General features: G+C 60.7%; 20 protein-coding genes and 1 riboswitch. Of the genes, 9 read left to right on the plus strand and 11 right to left on the minus strand.

The window, feature by feature from the left end; all coding sequences use genetic code 11:
* Window positions 1-37: 37 nt before the first annotated feature.
* Window positions 38-940 (plus strand): transporter substrate-binding domain-containing protein, encoded by a 903-nt coding sequence (locus tag AC1MDC_RS09505; RefSeq protein ID WP_085702894.1) that lies wholly within the window; start codon window positions 38-40, stop codon window positions 938-940.
* 4 nt (window positions 941-944) lie between these two features.
* On the opposite strand, the gene AC1MDC_RS09510 is transcribed toward AC1MDC_RS09505, so the two are convergent.
* Both AC1MDC_RS09510 and AC1MDC_RS09515 read right to left on the minus strand, forming a co-directional pair.
* Entirely contained in the window at window positions 945-1664 is a 720-nt protein-coding gene (locus AC1MDC_RS09510) for a 16S rRNA (uracil(1498)-N(3))-methyltransferase (protein WP_480392903.1), read from the minus strand.
* 152 nt (window positions 1665-1816) lie between these two features.
* Window positions 1817-3223 (minus strand): adenosylmethionine--8-amino-7-oxononanoate transaminase, encoded by a 1407-nt coding sequence (locus AC1MDC_RS09515; protein WP_480392904.1) that lies wholly within the window; start codon window positions 3221-3223, stop codon window positions 1817-1819.
* 223 nt (window positions 3224-3446) lie between these two features.
* On the opposite strand from AC1MDC_RS09515, the gene AC1MDC_RS09520 reads away from it, so the two are divergent.
* On the plus strand, window positions 3447-5231 hold the full coding sequence (locus tag AC1MDC_RS09520) for a flavin monoamine oxidase family protein (protein ID WP_480392905.1): 1785 nt from the start codon (window positions 3447-3449) through the stop codon (window positions 5229-5231).
* A 412-nt stretch (window positions 5232-5643) separates the two neighbouring features.
* Here AC1MDC_RS09520 and llpB read toward each other — a convergent pair whose 3' ends face one another.
* Window positions 5644-6138 carry a lectin-like bacteriocin LlpB gene (llpB, locus tag AC1MDC_RS09525; protein WP_227233767.1) on the minus strand — a complete coding sequence of 165 codons (495 nt, stop codon included), beginning with the start codon at window positions 6136-6138 and terminating at the stop codon, window positions 5644-5646.
* Window positions 6139-6470: 332 nt separating this feature from the next.
* Between llpB and AC1MDC_RS09530 the strand changes: the two genes are divergently transcribed.
* Entirely contained in the window at window positions 6471-7022 is a 552-nt protein-coding gene (locus tag AC1MDC_RS09530) for a cytochrome b (protein WP_085689662.1), read from the plus strand.
* A 32-nt stretch (window positions 7023-7054) separates the two neighbouring features.
* Window positions 7055-7648, plus strand: coding sequence for a YceI family protein (locus AC1MDC_RS09535; RefSeq protein WP_085697911.1), 594 nt, complete (start codon window positions 7055-7057; stop codon window positions 7646-7648).
* Between the two features lie 140 nt (window positions 7649-7788).
* Here the strand turns inward: AC1MDC_RS09535 and rhlE2 are convergent, their stop codons facing one another.
* From rhlE2 to ahcY, 4 genes are all read right to left on the minus strand, one after another.
* Complete coding sequence (gene rhlE2 / locus AC1MDC_RS09540) at window positions 7789-9675, minus strand: RNA helicase RhlE2 (RefSeq protein WP_480392906.1); 1887 nt, start codon at window positions 9673-9675, stop codon at window positions 7789-7791.
* Between the two features lie 222 nt (window positions 9676-9897).
* Entirely contained in the window at window positions 9898-10710 is an 813-nt protein-coding gene (locus AC1MDC_RS09545) for a substrate-binding periplasmic protein (protein WP_085697824.1), read from the minus strand.
* A 147-nt stretch (window positions 10711-10857) separates the two neighbouring features.
* Window positions 10858-11703: a methylenetetrahydrofolate reductase [NAD(P)H] gene (gene metF / locus AC1MDC_RS09550; protein ID WP_085697823.1), complete on the minus strand. Its 846-nt coding sequence runs from the start codon at window positions 11701-11703 to the stop codon at window positions 10858-10860.
* Between the two features lie 192 nt (window positions 11704-11895).
* The gene (gene ahcY / locus AC1MDC_RS09555; protein WP_085697822.1) at window positions 11896-13305 is read right to left on the minus strand and encodes an adenosylhomocysteinase; all 1410 of its coding nucleotides are present in this window, start codon (window positions 13303-13305) and stop codon (window positions 11896-11898) included.
* A gap of 23 nt (window positions 13306-13328) precedes the next feature.
* Window positions 13329-13427: riboswitch (S-adenosyl-L-homocysteine riboswitch) on the minus strand.
* 197 nt (window positions 13428-13624) lie between these two features.
* On the opposite strand from ahcY, the gene AC1MDC_RS09560 reads away from it, so the two are divergent.
* Together AC1MDC_RS09560 and AC1MDC_RS09565 are read left to right on the plus strand one after the other, a co-directional pair.
* Complete coding sequence (locus AC1MDC_RS09560) at window positions 13625-14032, plus strand: acyl-CoA thioesterase (RefSeq protein ID WP_011336338.1); 408 nt, start codon at window positions 13625-13627, stop codon at window positions 14030-14032.
* A 73-nt stretch (window positions 14033-14105) separates the two neighbouring features.
* Window positions 14106-14984 carry a formate/nitrite transporter family protein gene (locus AC1MDC_RS09565; protein ID WP_085702888.1) on the plus strand — a complete coding sequence of 293 codons (879 nt, stop codon included), beginning with the start codon at window positions 14106-14108 and terminating at the stop codon, window positions 14982-14984.
* A gap of 45 nt (window positions 14985-15029) precedes the next feature.
* On the opposite strand, the gene AC1MDC_RS09570 is transcribed toward AC1MDC_RS09565, so the two are convergent.
* Window positions 15030-16295 (minus strand): cation:proton antiporter, encoded by a 1266-nt coding sequence (locus tag AC1MDC_RS09570; RefSeq protein ID WP_085697820.1) that lies wholly within the window; start codon window positions 16293-16295, stop codon window positions 15030-15032.
* A 104-nt stretch (window positions 16296-16399) separates the two neighbouring features.
* On the minus strand, window positions 16400-17569 hold the full coding sequence (locus AC1MDC_RS09575) for an MFS transporter (protein WP_480392907.1): 1170 nt from the start codon (window positions 17567-17569) through the stop codon (window positions 16400-16402).
* 219 nt (window positions 17570-17788) lie between these two features.
* Here AC1MDC_RS09575 and AC1MDC_RS09580 point away from each other — a divergent pair, with 219 nt between their 5' ends.
* Together AC1MDC_RS09580 and AC1MDC_RS09585 are read left to right on the plus strand one after the other, a co-directional pair.
* Window positions 17789-18622, plus strand: a complete 834-nt coding sequence (locus AC1MDC_RS09580) for an EamA family transporter (protein ID WP_480392908.1) — start codon at window positions 17789-17791, stop codon at window positions 18620-18622.
* Between the two features lie 39 nt (window positions 18623-18661).
* Window positions 18662-19045, plus strand: a complete 384-nt coding sequence (locus AC1MDC_RS09585; protein WP_085697817.1) for an MAPEG family protein — start codon at window positions 18662-18664, stop codon at window positions 19043-19045.
* Between the two features lie 49 nt (window positions 19046-19094).
* Here AC1MDC_RS09585 and mltA read toward each other — a convergent pair whose 3' ends face one another.
* Window positions 19095-20267: a murein transglycosylase A gene (gene mltA / locus AC1MDC_RS09590; protein WP_085702886.1), complete on the minus strand. Its 1173-nt coding sequence runs from the start codon at window positions 20265-20267 to the stop codon at window positions 19095-19097.
* A 128-nt stretch (window positions 20268-20395) separates the two neighbouring features.
* On the opposite strand from mltA, the gene AC1MDC_RS09595 reads away from it, so the two are divergent.
* Complete coding sequence (locus AC1MDC_RS09595; protein WP_085697815.1) at window positions 20396-20845, plus strand: c-type cytochrome; 450 nt, start codon at window positions 20396-20398, stop codon at window positions 20843-20845.
* 132 nt (window positions 20846-20977) lie between these two features.
* On the opposite strand, the gene AC1MDC_RS09600 is transcribed toward AC1MDC_RS09595, so the two are convergent.
* Window positions 20978-21373: a DUF1090 domain-containing protein gene (locus AC1MDC_RS09600; protein WP_085697814.1), complete on the minus strand. Its 396-nt coding sequence runs from the start codon at window positions 21371-21373 to the stop codon at window positions 20978-20980.
* Window positions 21374-21469: the final 96 nt, after the last annotated feature.

The following is a 21469-nucleotide window of genomic DNA, read 5'->3' on the forward strand; positions in this document are numbered from 1 at the left end:
TTCTGCTAAAACACCCCACCCACAACGGAGAATAACAATGCAAAAAATCACGTTGCTCGGCTGCACACTGGCGCTGTTCATCGGCGCCCAGGCACAGGCCAATGAAGTGCCGCTGACCGGTACGCTCGGCAAGATTGCCAGCGCCAACAGCATCACCCTGGGTTATCGCGATGCGTCGGTGCCGTTCTCGTATGTGGGCGATCACACCGGGCAGCCAATGGGGTATTCGGTGGAACTGGCGGACAGGATCGTCGAGCGCATCAAACAGCAGTTGGCGCTGCCGGAGCTGAAGGTGAAGTACAACCTGGTGACCTCGCAGACGCGGATTCCGTTGGTGCAGAACGGCACGGTCGACCTTGAATGCGGCTCCACCGGAGTGACGGCCGAACGGCAGAAGCAGGTCGCGTTCTCCTACGGTTTCATCTACGTCAAAGGCCAGTTGTTGACCGCAAAGGACAGCGCAATCCACAGCTTCGATGACCTGCGCGGCAAGAACGTGGTGACCACCGCCGGCACCACCAACGAGCGCTATCTGAAGAGCTACAACCTCGATCACAAATTGAACATGTTCGTGATCAGTGCCAAGGATCACGGCGAGGCGTTCCAGATGCTGCAATCGGGGCGCGCGGCGGCGTTCTACATGGACGATGCATTGCTCTACGGCGAGCGGGCCAAGGCGCGCGACCCGCACAACTGGGTCGTGGTGGGGGAGGAGCAATCGCGGGAAATCTACAGCTGCATGGTGCGCAAGGATGATCCGCAGTTCCTTGCACTGGTCAACGGTGTGTTGGCCGACCTGTACAGCTCGGGGGAGATCAACGGGATCTACCGCAAGTGGTTCGAACAGCCGATCCCGCCCAAAGGCTTGAACCTTGAGTTCCCGATGACCAGCGAACTCAAGGCAATCATTGCCAGACCGATCAGTGATCCGGTGCAGTGACGGGTTAGAAATCACCCCACAGTTGCTGCGCCACCGCCAGCGCCACAACTGGCGCGGTCTCGGTGCGCAGCACGCGCGGGCCGAGGCGGGCGGCTTGGAAACCGTTGGCCTTGGCCTGCTCGACTTCGGCGTCGGACAAGCCGCCTTCGGGGCCGATCAGGAACGCCAGAGTCGATGGTTTGGCGTGGCTGATCAACGGCTCGGCGACCGGGTGCAGCACCAGTTTCAGCTCGGCTTCGGTCTGCTTCAGCCAGTCGGTGAGCAGCACCGGTGGGTGAATCACCGGCACCCGCGAACGACCGCATTGCTCGCAAGCGCTGATTGCCACCTGACGCCAGTGCAGCAGGCGTTTGTCGGCGCGTTCGTCCTTGAGGCGGACTTCGCAGCGCTCGCTGAAGATCGGGGTGATTTCGGTCACGCCCAGTTCGGTGGCTTTCTGGATCGCCCAGTCCATCCGCTCGCCCCGTGACAGGCCCTGGCCGAGGTGGATTTGCAACGGCGATTCGACCTGACCTGCGAACTGCTCGTCGATCTGCACCACCACGCGTTTCTTGCCGACTTCCACCAGCGATCCGCGAAACTCGTGGCCGGAACCGTCGAACAACTGCACCGCATCGCCCTCGGCCATGCGCAGCACGCGGCTGATGTAATGCGCCTGGGCTTCCGGCAGTTCGTGTTCGCCGGTGCTCAGCGGGGCGTCGATAAAGAAGCGGGACAGTCTCATGGTGGTTCTCTGAAAAGATGTGAATCAGTTGGATCGGAGTCGACTTCATTCGCGAGCAAGCTCGCTCCCACATTTAGAATGCATTTCGCTGTGGGAGCGAGCTTGCTCGCGAAAGAGGCAGTCCAGGCACTGCAAATCTCAAGTAAGCCGAATCAACCCGGATCACGGAACCCGGGATGGAAATCCTTCGGTACCGCCACGCTGACGCTCTCGCGGGTGGCGATGTCGATGCCTTCGCTGGCGACTTCGGCAAGGAAGTCGATCTGCTCCGGGGTGATTACGTACGGCGGCAGGAAATACACCACACTGCCCAGCGGACGCAGCAATGCGCCACGCTCCAGCGCATGCTGGAACACCTTCAGGCCGCGGCGTTCCTGCCACGGATAAGCCTCTTTCGTGGCTTTGTCCTTGACCATCTCGATGGCCAGGACCATGCCGGTCTGACGGACTTCCGAGACATTCGGATGATCCACCAGATGCGCCGTCGCCGAGGCCATGCGTTGAGCCAACGCCCGGTTGCGCTCGATCACGTTGTCCTGCTCGAAAATGTCCAGGGTCGCCAGCGCTGCCGCGCACGCGAGCGGGTTGCCGGTATAGCTGTGCGAATGCAGGAAGGCGCGCAGGGTCGGGTAGTCGTCGTAGAACGCGCCGTAAACCTCGTCGGTGGTCAGGCACGCCGCCAACGGCAGGTAACCGCCGGTGAGGGCTTTCGACAGGCAGAGGAAGTCCGGTCGGATGCCGGCCTGTTCGCAGGCGAACATCGTCCCGGTGCGACCGAAACCGACGGCGATTTCGTCGTGGATCAGGTGCACGCCGTAACGGTCGCAAGCCTCGCGCAGCAACTTGAGATAGACCGGGTGATACATGCGCATGCCGCCGGCGCCCTGGATCAGCGGCTCGACGATCACGGCCGCGACGCTGTCATGATTTTCCGCCAGCGTCTGCTCCATGGCCGCGAACATGTTGCGCGAGTGTTCTTCCCAGCTCATGCCCTGCGGACGCAGGTAGCAATCGGGGCTCGGCACCTTGAGGGTGTCCATCAGCAACGCTTTGTAGGTCTCGGTGAACAGCGGCACGTCGCCGACCGACATCGCCGCCATGGTTTCGCCGTGGTAGCTGTTGGTCAGGGTGACGAAGCGCTTCTTGTTCGGCTGGCCGCGGTTGAGCCAGTAGTGAAAGCTCATTTTCAGCGCGACTTCGATGCAGGACGAACCGTTATCGGCGTAGAACACCCGGTTCAGGCCTTCCGGCGTCATCTTCACCAGACGCTCGGACAGTTCGATCACCGGCTGATGGCTGAAACCGGCCAGAATCACGTGCTCCAGCTGATCGACCTGATCCTTGATGCGCTGATTGATGCGCGGGTTGGCGTGGCCGAACACGTTGACCCACCAGGAGCTGACCGCATCCAGATAACGCTTGCCTTCGAAGTCTTCCAGCCAGACACCTTCACCGCGCTTGATCGGGATCAGCGGCAGCTGTTCGTGGTCTTTCATCTGGGTGCAGGGATGCCACAGCACCGCGAGATCGCGTTGCATCCACTGGTTGTTCAGGCCCATGTTCAGTCTCCTCGAGGCGGCTCGCGTCAGGCGCGGGCAAACAATCGCGCAAGCCTATGCAATGCATCGCGCCGGAACAACCCATTGTGTCGATTGAGCTACTTTGTACGGGCCGATAGACGTCGCTGGCGGCGTTTTGATGGCTGACGTATTCTTCGCGATTCTTTGGGTCGTATGACCCGCAAAACTGCATTTTCCTACGTGTTTTTCCGGAGTTCGCTGAATGTCTGTCGGTTGGCTGCGCGCCTGTGCGCTAGTGGTGTTGGGGCTGTTTAGCGTTACGGCGCTGGCCAAGGATAAAACCGCAATCGTGATCGGCGGCGGCCTGTCGGGCCTGACGGCGGCTTACGAACTGCAGAACAAGGGCTGGCAAGTCACGCTGCTCGAAGCCAAACCGAGCCTGGGCGGTCGCTCGGGCATGGCCACCAGCGAGTGGATCGGCAACGACAAGACTCAACCGGTGCTGAACAAGTACGTGTCGACCTTCAAGCTGAACACCACGCCAGCCCCTGAATTCGTGCGGACTCCGGGTTACCTGATCGACGGCGAGTATTTCTCCGTCGCCGACCTCACCACCAAACAACCGGCCACGGCCGAAGCGCTCAAGCGCTACGAGAAAACCCGTGACGATCTGGCGCGCTCGATCGACGACCCGCAGAATCCGGCGGCGACCAACACTCTGCACGCCCTGGACCAGATCAACGTCTCGAGCTGGCTCGACAAGCAGAATCTGCCGGCCACTGCGCGTCAGCTGATCAACCAGGATATCCGCACCCACTACGACGAGCCTTCGCGTCTGTCGCTGCTGTATTTCGCGCAGCAGAGCCGGGTGTATCGCGGCGTGTCCGACCGTGACCTGCGCGCTTCGCGTCTGGTCGGCGGCAGCCCGGTGCTGGCCCAGGCCTTCGTCAAACAGCTGAAAACCATCAAGACCAGCTCGCCGGTGTCCGCCATCACCCAGGACAAGGATGGCGTCACCGTCAAGGTCGGCAGCGTTGGCTACCAGGCGGATTACGTCGTGCTGGCGGTGCCGTTGCGCGCCCTCAACAAGATCCAGCTGACCCCGGCGCTGGATGCCCAGCACCTGGCCGCGATCAAGGGCACCAACTACGGCTGGCGCGACCAGATCATGTTGAAGTTCAAGACGCCGGTGTGGGAAAGCAAGGCGCGGATGTCCGGCGAGATCTACAGCAACACCGGCCTGGGCATGTTGTGGATCGAGCCAGCCCTGAAGGGCGGCGCCAACGTGGTGATCAACCTGTCCGGCGACAACGCCCGCGTCATGCAGGCCTTTGGCGACAAGCAGATGGTCGATCAGGTGCTGATCCGTCTTCACGCCTTTTATCCACAGGCCCGTGGCTCGTTCACCGGCTATGAAATCCGTCGTTACAGCACCGACCCGTCGACTGGCGGCTCTTACCTGGCCTTCGGTCCTGGCCAGATCAGCAAATTCTGGCGCCTGTGGGAACGTCCACTGCAACGCGTAGCGTTTGCCGGCGAACACACCGACACCTTGTACCCGGGCACCCTGGAAGGCGCGCTGCGCACCGGCCAGCGCGCGGCCAGTCAGGTTGAAGACCTGGCGGCAGGCAAATCCTTCGAACCGATCAAGGTCGGCCCGGCAGCGGCCACCGCAGCCGCGGCGGCAGGTGCAGCGGGTGCGGCCACGGCAGCGAAGAAAGGCAACTTCTTCACCAACCTGTTCGGTGGTTCGGACGACGACAAGAAGCCAGAGCCAGTAAAAGCGCCAGAGCCGGCACCTGCTCCAGCCGCTCCAGCCCCTGCACCGACCCCGGCGCCTGCGCCTGCCCCGGTAGAAGCACCGAAGCCAGCGGCTCCGGTGAAGGCCGAGCCGGCGAAGAAAGCGCCAGCCAAACCAGCAGCGAAGAAACCGGCGGCCAAGACCGAAACGAAAAAACCTGCAGCCAAACCTGCGGTGAAAAAAGCTGAACCGGCGAAGAAGCCAGCGGCCAAACCGGCGGCAACCACTGATACGAAGGCTCAGTAAGCCTTTGCTTCAATAAAAAGCGCGGCCATACGGGCCGCGTTTTTTTTCGCGTTCATCCACTATCAGATGCTTGGTTATTACGTTTTTTTTGAGCAGTGCCGGTGATCTTTCAAAGCAATCGGAAACATCCCACAAATTATTCGGAAGGGATTGATTGCTTGCAGCTCGCCGTACGCCATAGGCTCCATAAAAACTTGGAGCATCTATGAAATTTACAATATTGTTGATCCTGTCAGTTGCACTTTCTGGGTGCGTATTGGGTGAGTGCAGAGACCCATTGAAAATCCCGATGATTCCCAGGAATGATTTCGAGTTAGCACATAAATGCAAGATTGATCCATTTAAACCGGAGTGCTCGGTAAATTAGCTGAATGCTCTTTGACTATTAATTGAAGCGCTTAGAGGGCGGATTTTATGGGAAATTCCATATGAATATTGGAATGCCTTCAGACAAGATCTTGAGAGGCCTTGGCTTAGGAAATCTGCCGGGGACAAACCCCCAGCGGGCCCAGCTGAGTTTCCCAGTCCGTCCGTCATAGATGACTAGATTTCCATCATCCTGCAGGATGAGGTGAGCGTTGTACCAAAGCGATTTATCAGTACTGTGGTTGCCTTCCGCGATCCATAAACGCCTTCGGGAAGGATCATATAGGAATCCGTTGTTACTAATGACGAATTGCAGAGGTTCGCGCATTCTCTTTTGATGGAGTGTTTTACTGTAAGCCTGATTGCTATCTGCAATCCAGATCACGGCTTCTCCATCTTTAATTACTAGATTTCCATCACTTTGTAATAGTAAACGGAATCGGCCGTTTTCGGATTGAAGATATTGCCCCGCTGTCATTGTTTGATTGGGAGGTAGTACCGATGATCCACTTGCTTGAAAAGGAATGTATCGTAGAGCCATGTTTTCACCTGTCAAATGAATGCCTGAGTTTTCATTTGAACATGGGCAAATTCGCAATCTGCAATACATATATATCGTTAATGTTTGTCCTACGTGGCCGTCTCTGCGAGCGGAGCGGCGAGGTCCATGCCTCGTATCACGCCGCAGAAATGGGGGGAGGGTCTGCCAGCCCTTTCTCAACCGCACCTGGGCAAAATCGCCTTTAATCTTTCCTTAACACGCCACTTCCAGACTCTTGATCGTATTTCTCGATATTTCAAAGCAAAATTTTCCGCTTTAATTCGATAGATAACTCGCTAGTCTTGGTTCGCAGTTCTCACAGGATTTGGGCAATGCAGCTACGTAACTCTTCTTCGCGCTACGGTTGGGTCAGCATCTTCATGCACTGGGGTGTGGCGCTGGCGGTCTTCGGGCTGTTTGCGCTGGGCTTGTGGATGGTGGGGCTGGATTACTACAGCACCTGGCGCAAAGACGCGCCGGATCTGCACAAGAGCATCGGTCTGGTGCTGCTGGGGGTGATGGTGTTGCGGGTGTTGTGGCGCTTTGTCAGTCCGCCGCCGCCGTCGCTGGAAAGCTACAGCCGCATGACGCGCCTCGGCGCGAAGTTCGGCCACGCATTTCTGTACTTCGGTCTGTTTGCCGTGATGATTGCCGGTTACCTGATTTCCACCGCAGACGGTGTCGGGATCCCGGTGTTTGGCCTGTTTGAAGTTCCTGCACTGGTTTCCGGACTACCGGATCAGGCAGATACCGCCGGTGTGATTCATCTCTGGCTGGCGTGGGCGCTGGTAATTTTTTCCGGCCTTCATGCGTTGGCAGCATTGAAGCACCACTTTATCGATCGTGATGCGACCCTGACACGAATGCTGGGACGCAAAGCCTGATGTTCAACCTCGACTCCAAAGGAAAACAAAGCATGTTGAAAAAGACTCTGGCCGCTCTGGCAATCGGTTCTGCCGTTCTGTCCGCCAACGTGATGGCCGCTGACTACGTGGTTGATAAAGAAGGCCAGCACGCCTTCGTCGACTTCAAGATCAGCCACCTGGGCTACAGCTACATCACGGGTACCTTCAAGGACATCAGCGGCAAGTTCAGCTTCGACGCTGCCAAGCCTGAAGACAGCAAGATCGAATTCGACGTGAAGACCGCCAGCGTGTTCACCAACCACGCCGAGCGTGACAAGCACATCGCCAGCAAAGACTTCCTGGATGTGGGCAAATTCGCCGACGCCAAGTTCGTTTCCACCAGCGTCAAATCCACCGGCAAGAACGCCGCTGGCAAAGACACGGCTGACGTCACCGGCGACCTGACCCTGCACGGCGTGACCAAGCCGATCGTGGTCAAGGCCACTTTCCTGGGTGAAGGCAAGGATCCATGGGGCGGCTACCGTGCCGGCTTCGAAGGCACTACCAGCATCAAGCGCTCTGATTTCGGCAAGATGATGGATCTGGGTCCACAGTCCGACAACGTCGACCTGTACATCTCGTTTGAAGGTGTCAAAGCGAAGTAATTTTCGCCTGACACACAAAAACGCCCGCGGTCTTGCGACCGGGGGCGTTTTTTTATTGCCTTCGGCAACGCTCGTCTCGGCGACGCACAAAAAAATGCCCCGGTTTTCAGGCCGGGGCATTTTTCATAGCAGTCGAAAACTCAGCGATTGCGGGTCAGCAAGGCCGGTTTTTCACCGCGTGGGCGGCTTGGCAGTTGATCCAGCTGCTCAGGCGTCGGGAAGCGGTCGGCTTTCGATTCCTTGTGCATGATCTTCGGCCCGCTGCTGCGCGGGTTCTGCACGGCCGGTTCAGCGCGTTGCTGATCGTCACGGGCCGGGCGGCGGTTGCGCGAGTTTTCATCGCGACGACCCTGGCCGTCACGCGGGGCGCCATTGCGCGGGCCGTTGCGTTTGCCTGGCGGGGTGCCGGTGCTCGAACCGTTGCTGTTGCGCGGGCCGTTCTGGCGACCTTGCGACTGACCGCCGCGTGGCGCGCCCGAACCTGCGCCCTGGCCCTGACCGCCAGGACGGCGACCACGGCCACCGGCCGGAGCCTGCTTCGGCACGTAGTCAACGCGGTTGCCGAAATTATCGATATCGTCGTCGAGGAATTCATCCGGAGCGCGATCTGCCGGGATGCGTGGCGGCTGGCTCGGCTGGCGTTGTTCGCGAGCCTGGGTGCCTTCGCGCGGCTTTTGTTGACGGGCAGAACGTTCACCACGCTCGCCACGCTCACCGCGTTCGCCGGCCGGTTTTTCCTTGCCCTTGTCTTTGCCTTTGTCTTTACGACCGCCGCCGCCACCGCCACCATTCGGGCCGTCGCCGCGTGGGCCACGGGCGTTGCGCGGGTTGCGCATGTCCGGACGTTCACGGGCTTCCGGCTTCTCGGCCTCGATGGTGCTGGCATCGAAGCCCATCAGGTCGCCGTCGGCGATTTTCTGCTTGGTCATGCGTTCGATGCTTTTCAGCAGCTTTTCTTCGTCCGGCGCGACCAGCGAGATCGCCTCGCCCGAACGGCCGGCACGGCCGGTACGGCCGATGCGGTGCACGTAGTCCTCATCGACGTTCGGCAGTTCAAAGTTGACCACGTGTGGCAACTGGTCGATGTCCAGACCGCGAGCCGCGATGTCGGTCGCTACCAGGATGCGCACCTGATTCGCCTTGAAGTCGGCCAGGGCTTTGGTGCGAGCGTTCTGGCTTTTGTTGCCGTGGATCGCCACAGCCGGCAGGCCGTGTTTGTCCAGATATTCGGCCAGACGGTTGGCGCCGTGCTTGGTGCGGGTGAACACCAGCACCTGTTCCCACGCGCCGGCGGTGATCAGGTGGGCCAGCAGTGCACGCTTGTGGCTGGCTGGCAGACGGAAGACGCGTTGTTCGATGCGCTCGACCGTGGTGTTCGGCGGCGTCACTTCGATGCGTTCCGGGTTGTGCAGCAGCTTGCCGGCAAGGTCAGTGATGTCTTTGGAGAAGGTCGCCGAGAACAGCAGGTTCTGGCGTTTGGCCGGCAGGCGCGCGAGGACTTTCTTCACGTCATGGACGAAGCCCATGTCGAGCATGCGGTCGGCTTCGTCGAGCACGAGAATTTCAACGTGGGACAGATCGACGCTGCCCTGGCCGCACAGGTCGAGCAGACGACCCGGGCAGGCAACGAGGACGTCCACGCCGCGGGACATGGCCTGAACCTGCGGGTTCATGCCGACGCCGCCGAAGATGCACGCGCTGACGAATTTCAGGTCACGGGCGTAGATCTTGAAGCTGTCGTGAACCTGGGCCGCGAGTTCGCGGGTCGGGGTCAGGACCAGCACGCGCGGTTGGCGCGGGCCGTGACGCTGGGATTTGTCCGGGTGGCCGTTGGGGAACAGCCGCTCGAGGATCGGCAGGGCGAAACCGCCGGTTTTACCGGTACCTGTCTGTGCCGCAACCATCAGGTCGCGACCTTGCAACACGGCGGGGATGGCCCGCTGTTGCACCGGAGTAGGCTCGGTATAGCCCGCATCTTCGATAGCGCGGACCAAAGCCTCGGAGAGACCGAGGGAAGCAAAGGACATGAGTAATCCTGTTTCAGTTAGGGCTTGGCCCAATGGGAGTCTTGCCTGGCGCGAATGGCGTTTAAGAGGACGCAATCCCGTCCGGTCCTGCTGCGGTTCCGAAGGCACGTCCGGAGTGCTCGCGCGGGCTGAAAAGCTGCGCTGTAGCGGATCGGGAGGCCTGTTACGGTTCCGGGCGTCCGGGCGTGAGCCTGGCGGGAACGCCGGAGTATAACAGAGCAATCACTGCGCGCCGCTTTCCTGCTGCTCAACGGTTTTGCCGCTGGCGGTGGCGTTGCCCAGCGGCGCCGCCAGGGCGGGGGCCGCGCCGTAGCGGGCGCTGAGCTCGGCGTAGGCCGGTTCGCGCTTGAAACGCTTGAGCTCGGCGCCGAAGCGCTGCACCAGCAGATCCATCCCGGCATTGCGCCGCACGGCCAGAAACTGGCTCTGGCGACTGATGACGGTCGGATTTTCGGTAATTTTGTCGCGAATGCCCAACTCATCGAGCAAATGCTGGCCCACCCGGCGATCCGTGATCAGCAGGTCGATACGCCCGCGCACCAGTTTGCCGAAGTTGGCTTCGTGGGTCGGGGCCGGCTCGCGGGTGAACAGGGTCGATTCGCGAAAGTCGGAGCTGTAGAGATAGCCCGGCGAGGTGCCGACGGTCAGGCCCTTGAGGTCTTCAAGGCTGTGAAAAGGGTGCGGCCGGTCGTTGGCATAGAACATCACGAACTCGACGTCCGACAGTGGTTCGCTCGGGTAAAGCAGGGTGGCGTCGCGTTCGTCGCTGTGGAAGATGTCCAGCGCGCCGTCGGCCTGGCCGGTTTCGAGCATCGACAGGCAGCGTTTCCAGGGCAGGAACTGCCATTCGACTTCGATGCCCAGGCGCTTGAACACAATGGCGGTGGTTTCGTAGTCCAGTCCGAGGTTCTTGCCGCCCTGTTCATAGACGTACGGCGCCCACGGTTCGGTGACGATACGCAGCTTCTCGCCCCGAGCCGCAAAGCTCAGGCAAGCAAAAACCAGCACGGCGAATAACTGCGTGATCAAAGGCATGGCTTGAGATTACGACGAGAAACGGCAAAGAGCCAGAAACTGGCCGCAGAAGCTCTGTTTCGGGCGTTAAAAGCAAAAGATCGCAGCGGCGAAAACGCTGAAAGCGCTGTCGCAACTGCGATCTCCTGGTCCTGCGGTTACGTCTTTTTAGCGCGGCAACTTCAGGTTGTTCCAGATTGCCAGGCTCGGTTCGGCCTGGTTCATGGAATAGAAGTGCAGGCCAGGCGCGCCGCCTTGCAGCAGGCGTTCGCACATCTCGGTGACGACCTGTTCGCCAAAGCGCTGAATGCTTTGGCTGTCATCGCCGTAGGCTTCCAGCTGCTTGCGGATCCAGCGCGGGATTTCCGCACCGCAGGCATCGGAGAAGCGCGCGAGTTTGCTGTAGTTGGTGATTGGCATGATCCCCGGCACGACCGGGATGTCCACGCCCAGCGCCTGCAAACGGTCGACGAAGTAGAAGTAACTGTCGGCGTTGAAGAAGTACTGGGTGATCGCGCTGTCGGCGCCGGCGCGGGCCTTGCGCACGAAGTTGGCGAGATCGTCTTCGTAGTTGCGCGCTTGCGGATGCATCTCCGGATAAGCGGCGACTTCGATGTGGAAATGATTGCCGGTTTCTTCACGAATGAATTCAACCAGTTCATTGGCGTGACGCAGCTCGCCGCTGGTCATGCCCATGCCGGACGGCAGGTCGCCACGCAGGGCGACGATGCGCTTGATGCCGGCAGCCTTGTACTCGTTCAGCAGGCCGCGCAGGTCGTCCTTGCTGTCGCCGACGCACGACAGGTGCGGGGCGGCGGGGATTTTGACTTCGCTTTCCAGCTGCAGCACGGTGTTCAGCGTGCGGTCACGGGTCGAACCGCCCGCGCCGTAGGTGCAGGAAAAGAAATCAGGGTTGTAGGTGGCCAGCTGACGGGCAGTGGCGAGCAGTTTTTCATGCCCAGCATCGGTCTTGGTCGGGAAGAACTCGAAGCTGTAGCGGCGTTCTTGGGACATGGAGGGAGCCTCCAGTTACGAGCGGCAAGTTACACGCTGCGAAAGAAGCGGAGGTGCGCTGATCTCTCGTGCGTGAAACCTGCTGCCTGAAACTGTTTTGAAATAGGGGCAGAGCTCTCAAGCTTCGTACGGCAAGTCCGGCTTTTGACCTTGCTTGCCGCTTGAAGCTTGTAGCTCGCAGCTGCTCTTGTCTTAGTAGCGGTATGCGTGCGGCTTGAACGGGCCTTCGACGGTCACGCCGATGTAGTCAGCCTGTTGCTTGGTCAGTTTGGTGACCACGCCGCCGAAGCCGCGAACCATTTCCAGGGCTACTTCTTCGTCGAGTTTCTTCGGCAGTACTTCAACGGTCAGACGCTCGGCTTTCTGGGCTGGCGACAGGTCGGCGTACTTCTGGCCGAACAGGAAGATCTGCGCCAGAACCTGGTTGGCGAACGAACCGTCCATGATGCGGCTCGGGTGACCGGTGGCGTTGCCCAGGTTCACCAGACGGCCTTCGGCCAGCAGGATCAGGTAGTCGTCGTTCTGAGCGTCGAAAGCGCCCGGGCCGGTACGGTGGATCTTGTGTACCTGTGGCTTCACTTCTTCCCATGCCCAGTTCTTGCGCATGAAAGCGGTGTCGATTTCGTTGTCGAAGTGACCGATGTTGCAGACAACGGCGCGCTTCTTCAGGGCTTTGAGCATGTTTGCGTCGCAAACGTTGACGTTGCCGGTGGTGGTCACGATCAGGTCGATCTTGCCCAGCAGCGCTTTGTCGATGCTCGCTTCGGTGCCGTCGTTGATACCGTCGATGAACGGCGAAACCAGTTCGAAACCGTCCATGCAGGCCTGCATGGCGCAGATCGGGTCGACTTCGGAGACTTTAACGATCATGCCTTCCTGACGCAGGGACTGGGCCGAGCCCTTGCCCACGTCACCGTAACCGATGACCAGCGCTTGCTTGCCGGACAGCAGGTGGTCGGTGCCACGCTTGATGGCGTCGTTCAGGCTGTGACGGCAGCCGTACTTGTTGTCGTTCTTGGACTTGGTCACCGAGTCGTTGACGTTGATCGCCGGGATTTTCAGCTCGCCCTTGGCCAGCATGTCCAGCAGACGGTGTACGCCGGTGGTGGTTTCTTCGGTCACGCCGTGAACGCGGTCCAGAACCTGTGGGTATTTCTTGTGCAGCAGCTCGGTCAGGTCGCCGCCGTCGTCGAGGATCATGTTGGCGTCCCATGGCTGGCCATCCTTCAGGATGGTTTGCTCCAGGCACCACTCGTACTCTTCTTCAGTCTCGCCTTTCCAGGCGAAAACCGGGATGCCGGCAGCGGCGATGGAAGCAGCGGCCTGATCCTGAGTCGAGAAGATGTTGCAGGACGACCAGCGCACTTCGGCACCCAGGGCAACCAGGGTTTCGATCAGCACGGCGGTCTGAATGGTCATGTGGATGCAGCCGAGGATTTTTGCGCCTTTCAAAGGCTGCTCGGAAGCGTACTTGCGGCGCAGACCCATCAGGGCCGGCATTTCCGACTCGGCGATGATGGTTTCGCGACGGCCCCAGGCAGCCAGGGACATGTCGGCAACTTTGTAATCGTTAAAATCTGCAGGCGTGATAACAGCGCTCATGAAGAGCCTCCATTCGTAATGTATGCGAATGGGCGCCGTTGTGCGTTTAGTGTCCGGCGCAAGCCGGCCAACGCCCCATCCGAGCCTGACAGGTTGAACCTGCTGCAGCGCCCCTCGGACAGGTGGCGGGAAAACGGTATCAAGTGAAGGTTACCGTTTTGAAACGGGGGCGATTATAGCCGTCTAGACTGATCTTCCAAAGGGTTTCTGTCGGCCGGATGAAGATCGCCAATCGCGACCATAGTAGAAGCCTCATGGAGCATGACCACTCAGTCTGCCAAGATGGCGCCATCATTCTGCAAGACGCTCAGGAGTGAAGATGAATTTCCACACCCGCAAGTGGGTAAAACCCGAAGACCTCAACCCCAACGGCACCCTGTTCGGCGGCAGCCTGCTGCGCTGGATCGACGAAGAAGCGGCGATCTACGCGATCGTTCAACTGGGCAACCAGCGTGTGGTGACCAAGTACATTTCCGAAATCAACTTCGTCAGCGCTTCGCGCCAGGGCGACATCATCGAACTGGGCATCACCGCCACCGAGTTCGGCCGTACCTCGATCACCCTGACCTGCGAAGTGCGCAACAAGATCACCCGCAAAAGCATCCTGACCGTCGAGAAAATGGTTTTCGTCAACCTCGGCGAAGACGGTCTGCCGGCGCCGCACGGGCGGACCGAAATCAGATACGTCAAAGACCAGTTCAAGGATGACGTGCCCGTTACCGAGTAATCGCGTCTGACCGGCGAACGGAAGCCGAGCGGCGCGTGTCGTAGCCTTATGACTCCGCCACCGGTTTCCCGCCATGACCACACCAACAGACGGCAAGACCCCCGACCTCTCGGCCAAGGAACAACACGAAGTCGAGAAAAGCCAGCCGCCCCGCGCGGCGGTTCTGCATGAAATCATCCGCAAACAGGGCGACCAGGAACTGGAGCGCAGCATTGCCGCGCTGTGGTGGTCGGCGCTGGCCGCCGGGCTGACCATGGGCCTGTCGCTGATGGGCATGGGCCTGCTCAATTCGCGTCTGCCCGAGGGCGACGAATTCAAGGTGATCGCCAGCTTCGGCTACTGCGCAGGCTTTCTCGCAGTGATCCTCGCCCGCCAGCAACTGTTTACCGAAAACACCCTGACCGCCGTGCTGCCGGTGATGACCAAACCGACGTTCGGCAATTTCGGCCGATTGATCCGGCTCTGGACTGTCGTGCTGTTCGGCAACCTGTGCGGCACGATTCTGGTGGCGTACGTGATGCTCGAACTGCCGATCTTTGACAGCAAGACCGACGAGGCCTTTCTCGAAATCGGCCGCAAGGTCATGGAGAACCACGCGAGTCAGATGTTCGCCAAGGGCATCGTTTCTGGCTGGATGATCGCCACCATGGTCTGGATGATTCCGTCCATGGAGAGCGCGAAGATGTGGATCATCATCCTCATCACCTATCTCATGGCGCTGGGCGATTTCACGCACATCGTGGTGGGTTCGGCGGAGGTGTCCTATCTGGTGTTTGCCGGCGAGCTGCCGTGGAGTGATTTCTGGGCGGTGTTTGCCGGGCCGACCCTGGCGGGGAACATCATCGGCGGCAGTTTCATCTTCGCCCTGATCAGTCATGCGCAGATCCGCAGTGAAAGCGGTGCGCCGAAAGATACGGCTGCGCCAAAAGATACGGCTGCGCCGAAAGAGTAAGCGGATCAGGCCAAATAGCCCGATCCGCAGCAGATCAAAAAATGATCAGTGGTGCGCGAGCTCGGCAGCGGTTGCCGGCTCGTCGCGCGTTGCATGCTTGACCAGTTTGCCGATGGTCAGGCCCTGCAACAGGATCGACGACAGCACCACGATGTAGGTGATGCTCAGCAGCAGATCGCGCTCCGGGCCCAGCGGCAGGGCCAGGGCCAGTGCCACCGAAACACCGCCGCGCAAACCACCCCAGGTCAGGATCCGGATCGTGCCGCGCGGCACCGTGCGCCAGCGCCGTAGCAAGACGATGGCCGGGGCCACGGTGAGCAGGCGCGACAGCAGAATCGCCAGCGCCAGCAGAGTCGCCGCCGCCACGTGCAGCCAGTTGAACGGCAGCAGCAACAGCTCCATCCCGATCAGCGCGAACAGCAGGGCGTTGAGCATGTCGTCGAGCAATTCCCAGAACCCGTCGAGGTATTTGCGCGTCATGTCGTTCATCGCCAGGTTGCGGCCGAGGTTACCGATGATCAAACCGGCAACCACCATCGCAATCGGCGCCGAGACGTGCAGCTCGGTGGCCATCGCCGAACCGCCGATCACCAGCGCCAGGGTCAGCATGACTTCGATCTGGTGCTGCTCGATGCTCTTGATCATCAGGTACACCAGATAACCGATCAGCCCGCCGAACAGCACGCCACCGATGGCCTCATGGGCAAACAGCATGGCCGTGGCGCCGACGGTCGGGGTTTCGCCCAATTGCGCGATGCCCAGCAACACGGTGAACACCACCACGGCGGTGCCGTCGTTGAACAGCGATTCGCCGACGATCGTGGTTTTCAACGGCTTCGAGGCGTTGGCCGTACGCAGCACGCCGAGTACCGCGATCGGGTCGGTCGGGGAAATCAGTGCGCCGAACAACAGGCAGTAGAGGAAGCTCACGTGCCAGCCGAACAGGGCAAAAATGTAATAGGCGAGGCTGCCGATCACGGCAGTGGCGATCAGTACGCCGAAGGTCGCCAGCAGACCAATGGGCCAGCGGTAGCTGCGCAAGTCGCTCAGGTTGACGTGCAAGGCGCCGGCGAACAGCAGGAACGAGAGCATCCAGTTCATCAGCAGATCGCCGAAGTCGATCTGGCCGATCAGCTGCTGCACGCGCTCTTCGAGACCGGGGTAACCGAGCAGGCTCAGGCCTTGCAGCAACAGGGAAAACATCAGTGCAGTCACCATCACGCCGATGGTTGGGGGCAGGCCGATGAAACGGAAATTGACGAAGGTGAGGAGGGTGGTCAGGCAGATGAAAGCGGCAACGAGTTCAAGCATCCGGAGTCCTTTGGATGGGGGGTGAAAGACAGCGCGCCCGCTCAAGGACGCAAGGGTTGGATGGGCTGACGCCGGGTGGGGACACAATGGTGTCCCCGGGGAAATCAGCCGGACACATTGACCGCAGCAACACCCCGACGTTGCAGGTAGATGAAAAACAGCGCCGTCAGCACGGTCAGCACACCCATCAGCGCGCCGGTCCACGGCAAGTCGGCCAGGTCCGCACCGCTGGCGACCACCAGCCCGCCGATCCACGCGCCGGCGGCATTGCCGAGGTTGAACGCGCTCTGGTTCAGGGTCGAACCGAGGTTCGGTGCTTCATGCGCCTGATCGATGATCAGCAGTTGCAGGATCGGGCACAGGGCGAAGGCAAAAATCCCCCACAGCACCAGCGTGATCGCCGCCGGAACCACCGCGCGACTGGTCTGGCTGAACGCCGCCAGAATCACCACCACCGCCAGCGCCACACCCACCAGCGACGGCAGCAGGCGACTGTCGGCCAGGCGACCGCCGAGCATGCTGCCGCCGGTCAGGCCGACGCCGAACAACAACAGCATCACAGTCACGCCGTGGGGGCTGACGCCGGTGATGTCCTGCAGAATCGGCGCGATGTAGGTGAACACGCTGAACAGGCTGGTGGAGGCCAGCACGCTCATGCCCAGCGCCAGCAACACGTTGACCTTGCCCAGCACTTTGAATTCGCTGGCGAGGTTGGCCTTGTCCATCGGGATGTGTTTCGGCAACCACAGCCACTGGGCGAGGGCGGCGATCACACCGATCACCGAGACCGCCCAGAAGGTCGAGCGCCAGCCTGCGTACTGGCCGAGCGCAGTGCCCAGCGGTACACCGAGGACGTTGGCCAGGGTCAGGCCGGTGAACATCATTGCAATTGCCTGCGCCCGTTTGTTCGGCGCGACCAGCCCGGCGGCCACCACCGAACCGATGCCGAAGAACGCCCCGTGGCACAACGCGGTGACCACCCGCGCCGCCATCAGTGTTGCGTAGTTCGGCGCCAGTGCGCACAGCACGTTGCCGAGGATGAACATCAGCGTCATGCCCAGCAGTGTGGCCTTGCGCGGCATGTTGGCGGTGCCGATCGCCAGGATCGGCGCACCGAATACCACGCCCAGGGCGTAGCCGGTGATCAACAGGCCGGCGTGGGGAATGCTCACCGCGAGGTCGCGGGCGACATCGGGCAGCAGGCCCATGATGACGAATTCAGTGGTGCCGATGCCGAAAGCGGCAACAGCGAGTGCAAGCAAGGCGAGTGGCATGCGCAAGGTCTCTGTCGTTAGTCTTGACGCTTTGATCAGGCATACGCAGGCCGGCGACCGCTCTCGGACGAGAACGGGGCAGGCAGGAATTATTGGAATTTGTCTGTGCGCAACTGAGTGCGGCGTGGTCGCTTGCAGTATAAACAGCTGCTGACACATCGCGAATCAATAATCTGACTAATTGGCTCAGTCTCAATAACAAGAAGCAAGGAGTGGCACGTGCTGGCGACAGCTCTGGTGTTGGTGGCGGCGCTGTTGCATGCAGCGTGGAATACGTTGATCAAATTCAGTGCCGAGCGGCTGCTGGTGGTGGCCTGCATGGACACCGTGGCACTGTTGTTCGTCGCGCTGGCATTCCCTTTCATCAGCCTGCCGCCGCCGGAGATCTGGCCGTGGATTCTGGCGTCGGCGGCGTTCGAGCTGCTTTATCGCTACCTGTTGATCCAGGCCTATCGGGTCGGCGACCTGGGGCTGGTCTATCCATTGATGCGCGGATTGTCGCCGCTGGTCGTGCTGGCGCTGACCCTGATCTTCGCCGGCGAAGTGCTGACCACCCAGCAGATCTTCGGGATCCTGTTGATCCCGCTGGGCATGGCCTGCCTGCTTTGGCAGGGCGGCGGCGGGAAACACCTGCCGTGGTCGATGCTGCCGGTAGTGGCGCTGATCGGCTTGTGCATCGGCTGCTACACCTACATCGATGGCCAGGCGTTGCGGCGCTGGTCGCATCCGCTGGATTACCTGGTCTGGGTCACACTGCTCAGTGCCTGGCCGTTTCCGTTGCTGGCGTGGGTGGCCAAACGTCCGGCGTTCAGGCTGTTCTGGCGCGAGCAATGGAAGCTGGGTCTGGCAGTCGGGTTCTGCGTGTTGTTCAGCTACGCTCTGGTGCTGTGGGCGATGCAGTTGGGTTCGATCGCCGAAGCGGCGGCATTGCGTGAAATCAGCGTGATCCTGGTGGTGCTGTTCGGCATGCGATACCTGAAAGAACCTTTCGGCCGGCCACGGCTCTTAGCCTGTGGGCTGGTGCTGGTCGGCATGCTGGTGATGAAGCTCTGACCGCCCGGCAACTCTAAAACTCGAAAGAAGGACGGCGTTATGACGGTGGCTCTGTGGTGTGTGTTGATCGCGATCTTTCTGCCCTATCTGTGCACCGTCGTGGCCAAGGCCTCGGGTGGTTTCAGGCTGCGGGACAATCATGATCCCCGGGACTTTCTGGACAGCGTGGATGGCGTGGCGCGCCGTGCCCATGCGGCGCAACTGAACAGTTTTGAAGTGACCCCGGCGTTTGCGACGGCGGTGATCGTCGCGCACCTGGTGGGCACTGCGGAGCTGGTAACGGTCAATGTGCTGGCGGTGCTGTTCATCACCAGTCGCCTGCTCTACATCATTTGCTATCTGGCGGACTGGGCGATGCTGCGGTCGCTGGTGTGGTTCGTCGGGATGGGGCTGATTGCCAGTTTCTTCTTCGTGTCGGTCTGAACCGTGAAAGATCGCAGGCTGACGAGGCCTGCGATCTTTTGCATTGTGCCTACGGCTTGTCGGCCACCTGCGGCACTTGCGGCAGCGCCGCGCCTTTTGGCCAGAGCATCCAGATCTGCCCTTGCTGCTTCATGTCGCCGGCGAGTTGTCCGGCGGCATCGCCGGTGCCCCAGAACAGATCCGCGCGAACTTCGCCGGCAATCGCGCCGCCGGTGTCCTGCGCGGCCACCGGGCGCACCAGCGGCGTGCCGTCCGGGCGAGTGGTCGACAGCCACAACAGGCTGCCCAGCGGAATCACCTTGCGATCCACTGCCGCGCTGTAACCGGCGGTCAGCGGCACATTCAGCGAGCCGCGCGGGCCTTCGTTGCTGTCCGGGTTGCGGGTGAAGAACACGTAGCTCGGGTTGCTCGCCAGCAGTTCCGGAATGCGCGACGGGTTGGCCTTGGCCCAGTCGCTGATTGCGCCCATGGTCACTTCTTCTTTTTTCAGCTCGCCCTGTTCCACCAGCCAGCGGCCGATCGGCCGGTACGGGTGACCGTTCTGGTCAGCGTAGGCGATACGCAGTTGGCGGCCGTCATCGGTCTGAATCCGCCCCGAACCCTGAATCTGCAGGAATTGCAGGTTCATCGGGTCGGTCAACCAAGCCACGACCGGCGCCTTGACGCCCTGGCTTTCGATGGTCGCCGCGTCGTCGTAAGGCTTGAGCACGCGACCTTCGAGGCGGCCGCGCAGGCGCTTGCCTTTCAGTTCCGGGTAAATGCTGTCCAGCGACACAATGATCATGTCCTCGGGCACGCCATACACCGGCACGTTGGCGGTGGCGGTCTGCGTCAGGCTGCCGGGATAGACCGGTTCGTAGTAGCCGGTGATCAGGCCGTTGGGGTTGTCGTTCTCGGCGCGCAGGCCGAAGACGTCGAGGTTCTGCTTGAGGAAGGCGCGGATGTCGCCGGCGCTTTGCGGCACATTGGCGGCTGCCGCGCAGGTCGCGCCCCAGACCGGATCAGCCTTGAGCCGGGTGCAGGCGCTGCGCCAGGAACCGAAACCGGCCACCAGATCGCTGTCGGACACTGCCGGCAATGCTTCCCAGGTGGCACTGGAGTAGGTGGCCAAGGCGTGGGTTTTCGGCTTGGCGCTGTCGCCACCGGTGCAGCCGGCGAGGACCGCCAAGAGCGGGAGGGTAGCGATAAGCGGATGACGCCAGGCCTTGAAACGGCTGTTCATGGAGAATTTCCTGTGCCGGTTGCAGAAGTGCTCCATGCGCTCAAGCAACCCTTATTGTTAATAGGGCTATTGGTGTTTGGCGGTGACCCGAGGATACTGGCCGCCGATTTCCGTGACCTGAAGCCACCATGACTCTTAAAAGAATTTCTGTTGTATTGCTGGCCTGCCTGACCTTGTCCGCCTGTGGCGGTGTCGACCCGAATTCCCCGCTGGGTCAGCGCAAGGCGATCTTCAAACAGATGCTCAAGACCAGCGAAGACCTGGGTGGCATGCTGCGCGGGCGCATTGCCTTCGACGGGCCGAAATTTGCGGAAGGTGCGGTCAAGCTCGATGCGTTGTCCCATGAACCGTGGAAACATTTCCCGCAGGTGCGCGAGGAAGATCACACCAGCGCCAAGGACGATGTCTGGCAAAAACAGGCCCGCTTCCAGGAAATGGCCCGCACCCTTGAAGCGGCTACCGGTGAACTGGTGATCGCCAGCAAGGTTCAACCCTACAAGGCCAGTAACCTGGGGCCGGCCGTGCAGAAAGTCGAAGATGCCTGCAGTGCCTGCCATAAAGAATTTCGGGACCATTGATTTCTGTTGTTTGAGTGAACGCCTTCGCGAACAGGCCCGCTCCCACACTTGACCGTATTCACCTGAGCAACCCGGTCTGATGTGGGAGCGGGCTTGCTCGCGAAGAGGGCATCACATTCAACGCATTGGCGGTTACTTGTCGAGTTCGTCCAGCGCGTCCTGCAATTCCTTGCGCGATTCGGCGAGCTTGTTCTTGCGCTTGTCGATCTTCTCCGGATCGCCTTTCTTCATGGCCTTGTCCAGATCGGCCTGGCGCTTGCTCACTTCGTGCTTGGCATCGAGTACCTTGTTTTCGCGTTCTTTCTTCAGACCGGCGTCGGTGCAGTGTTCGGTGACTTCGCGCAGGGCGGTTTCGAGGCCGGCCTGCTGGTCGGTGTTGCCTCGGGACTTGGCCTGTTCGATCTGGTTGATGATGCCCTGCTTCTTGGCGGCACAACCGGTCAGGCCCGGCGCGTCTTCGTCGGCCATCACGGGAGCGGCGAGGACTGCGCAGAAAGACAGCAGGGCGAGCGGTGCGAGAAATTTCATAAAAGCTCCATGTGCAAAGGCAATCGGGTCGGTAAAGCACTGCGCTGTTGGAGCGCTCCGGCGGACATTGGGTTCCCGGCGGGCCGGGGATTGCAT

This window comes from Pseudomonas sp. 1, assembly GCF_056626735.1.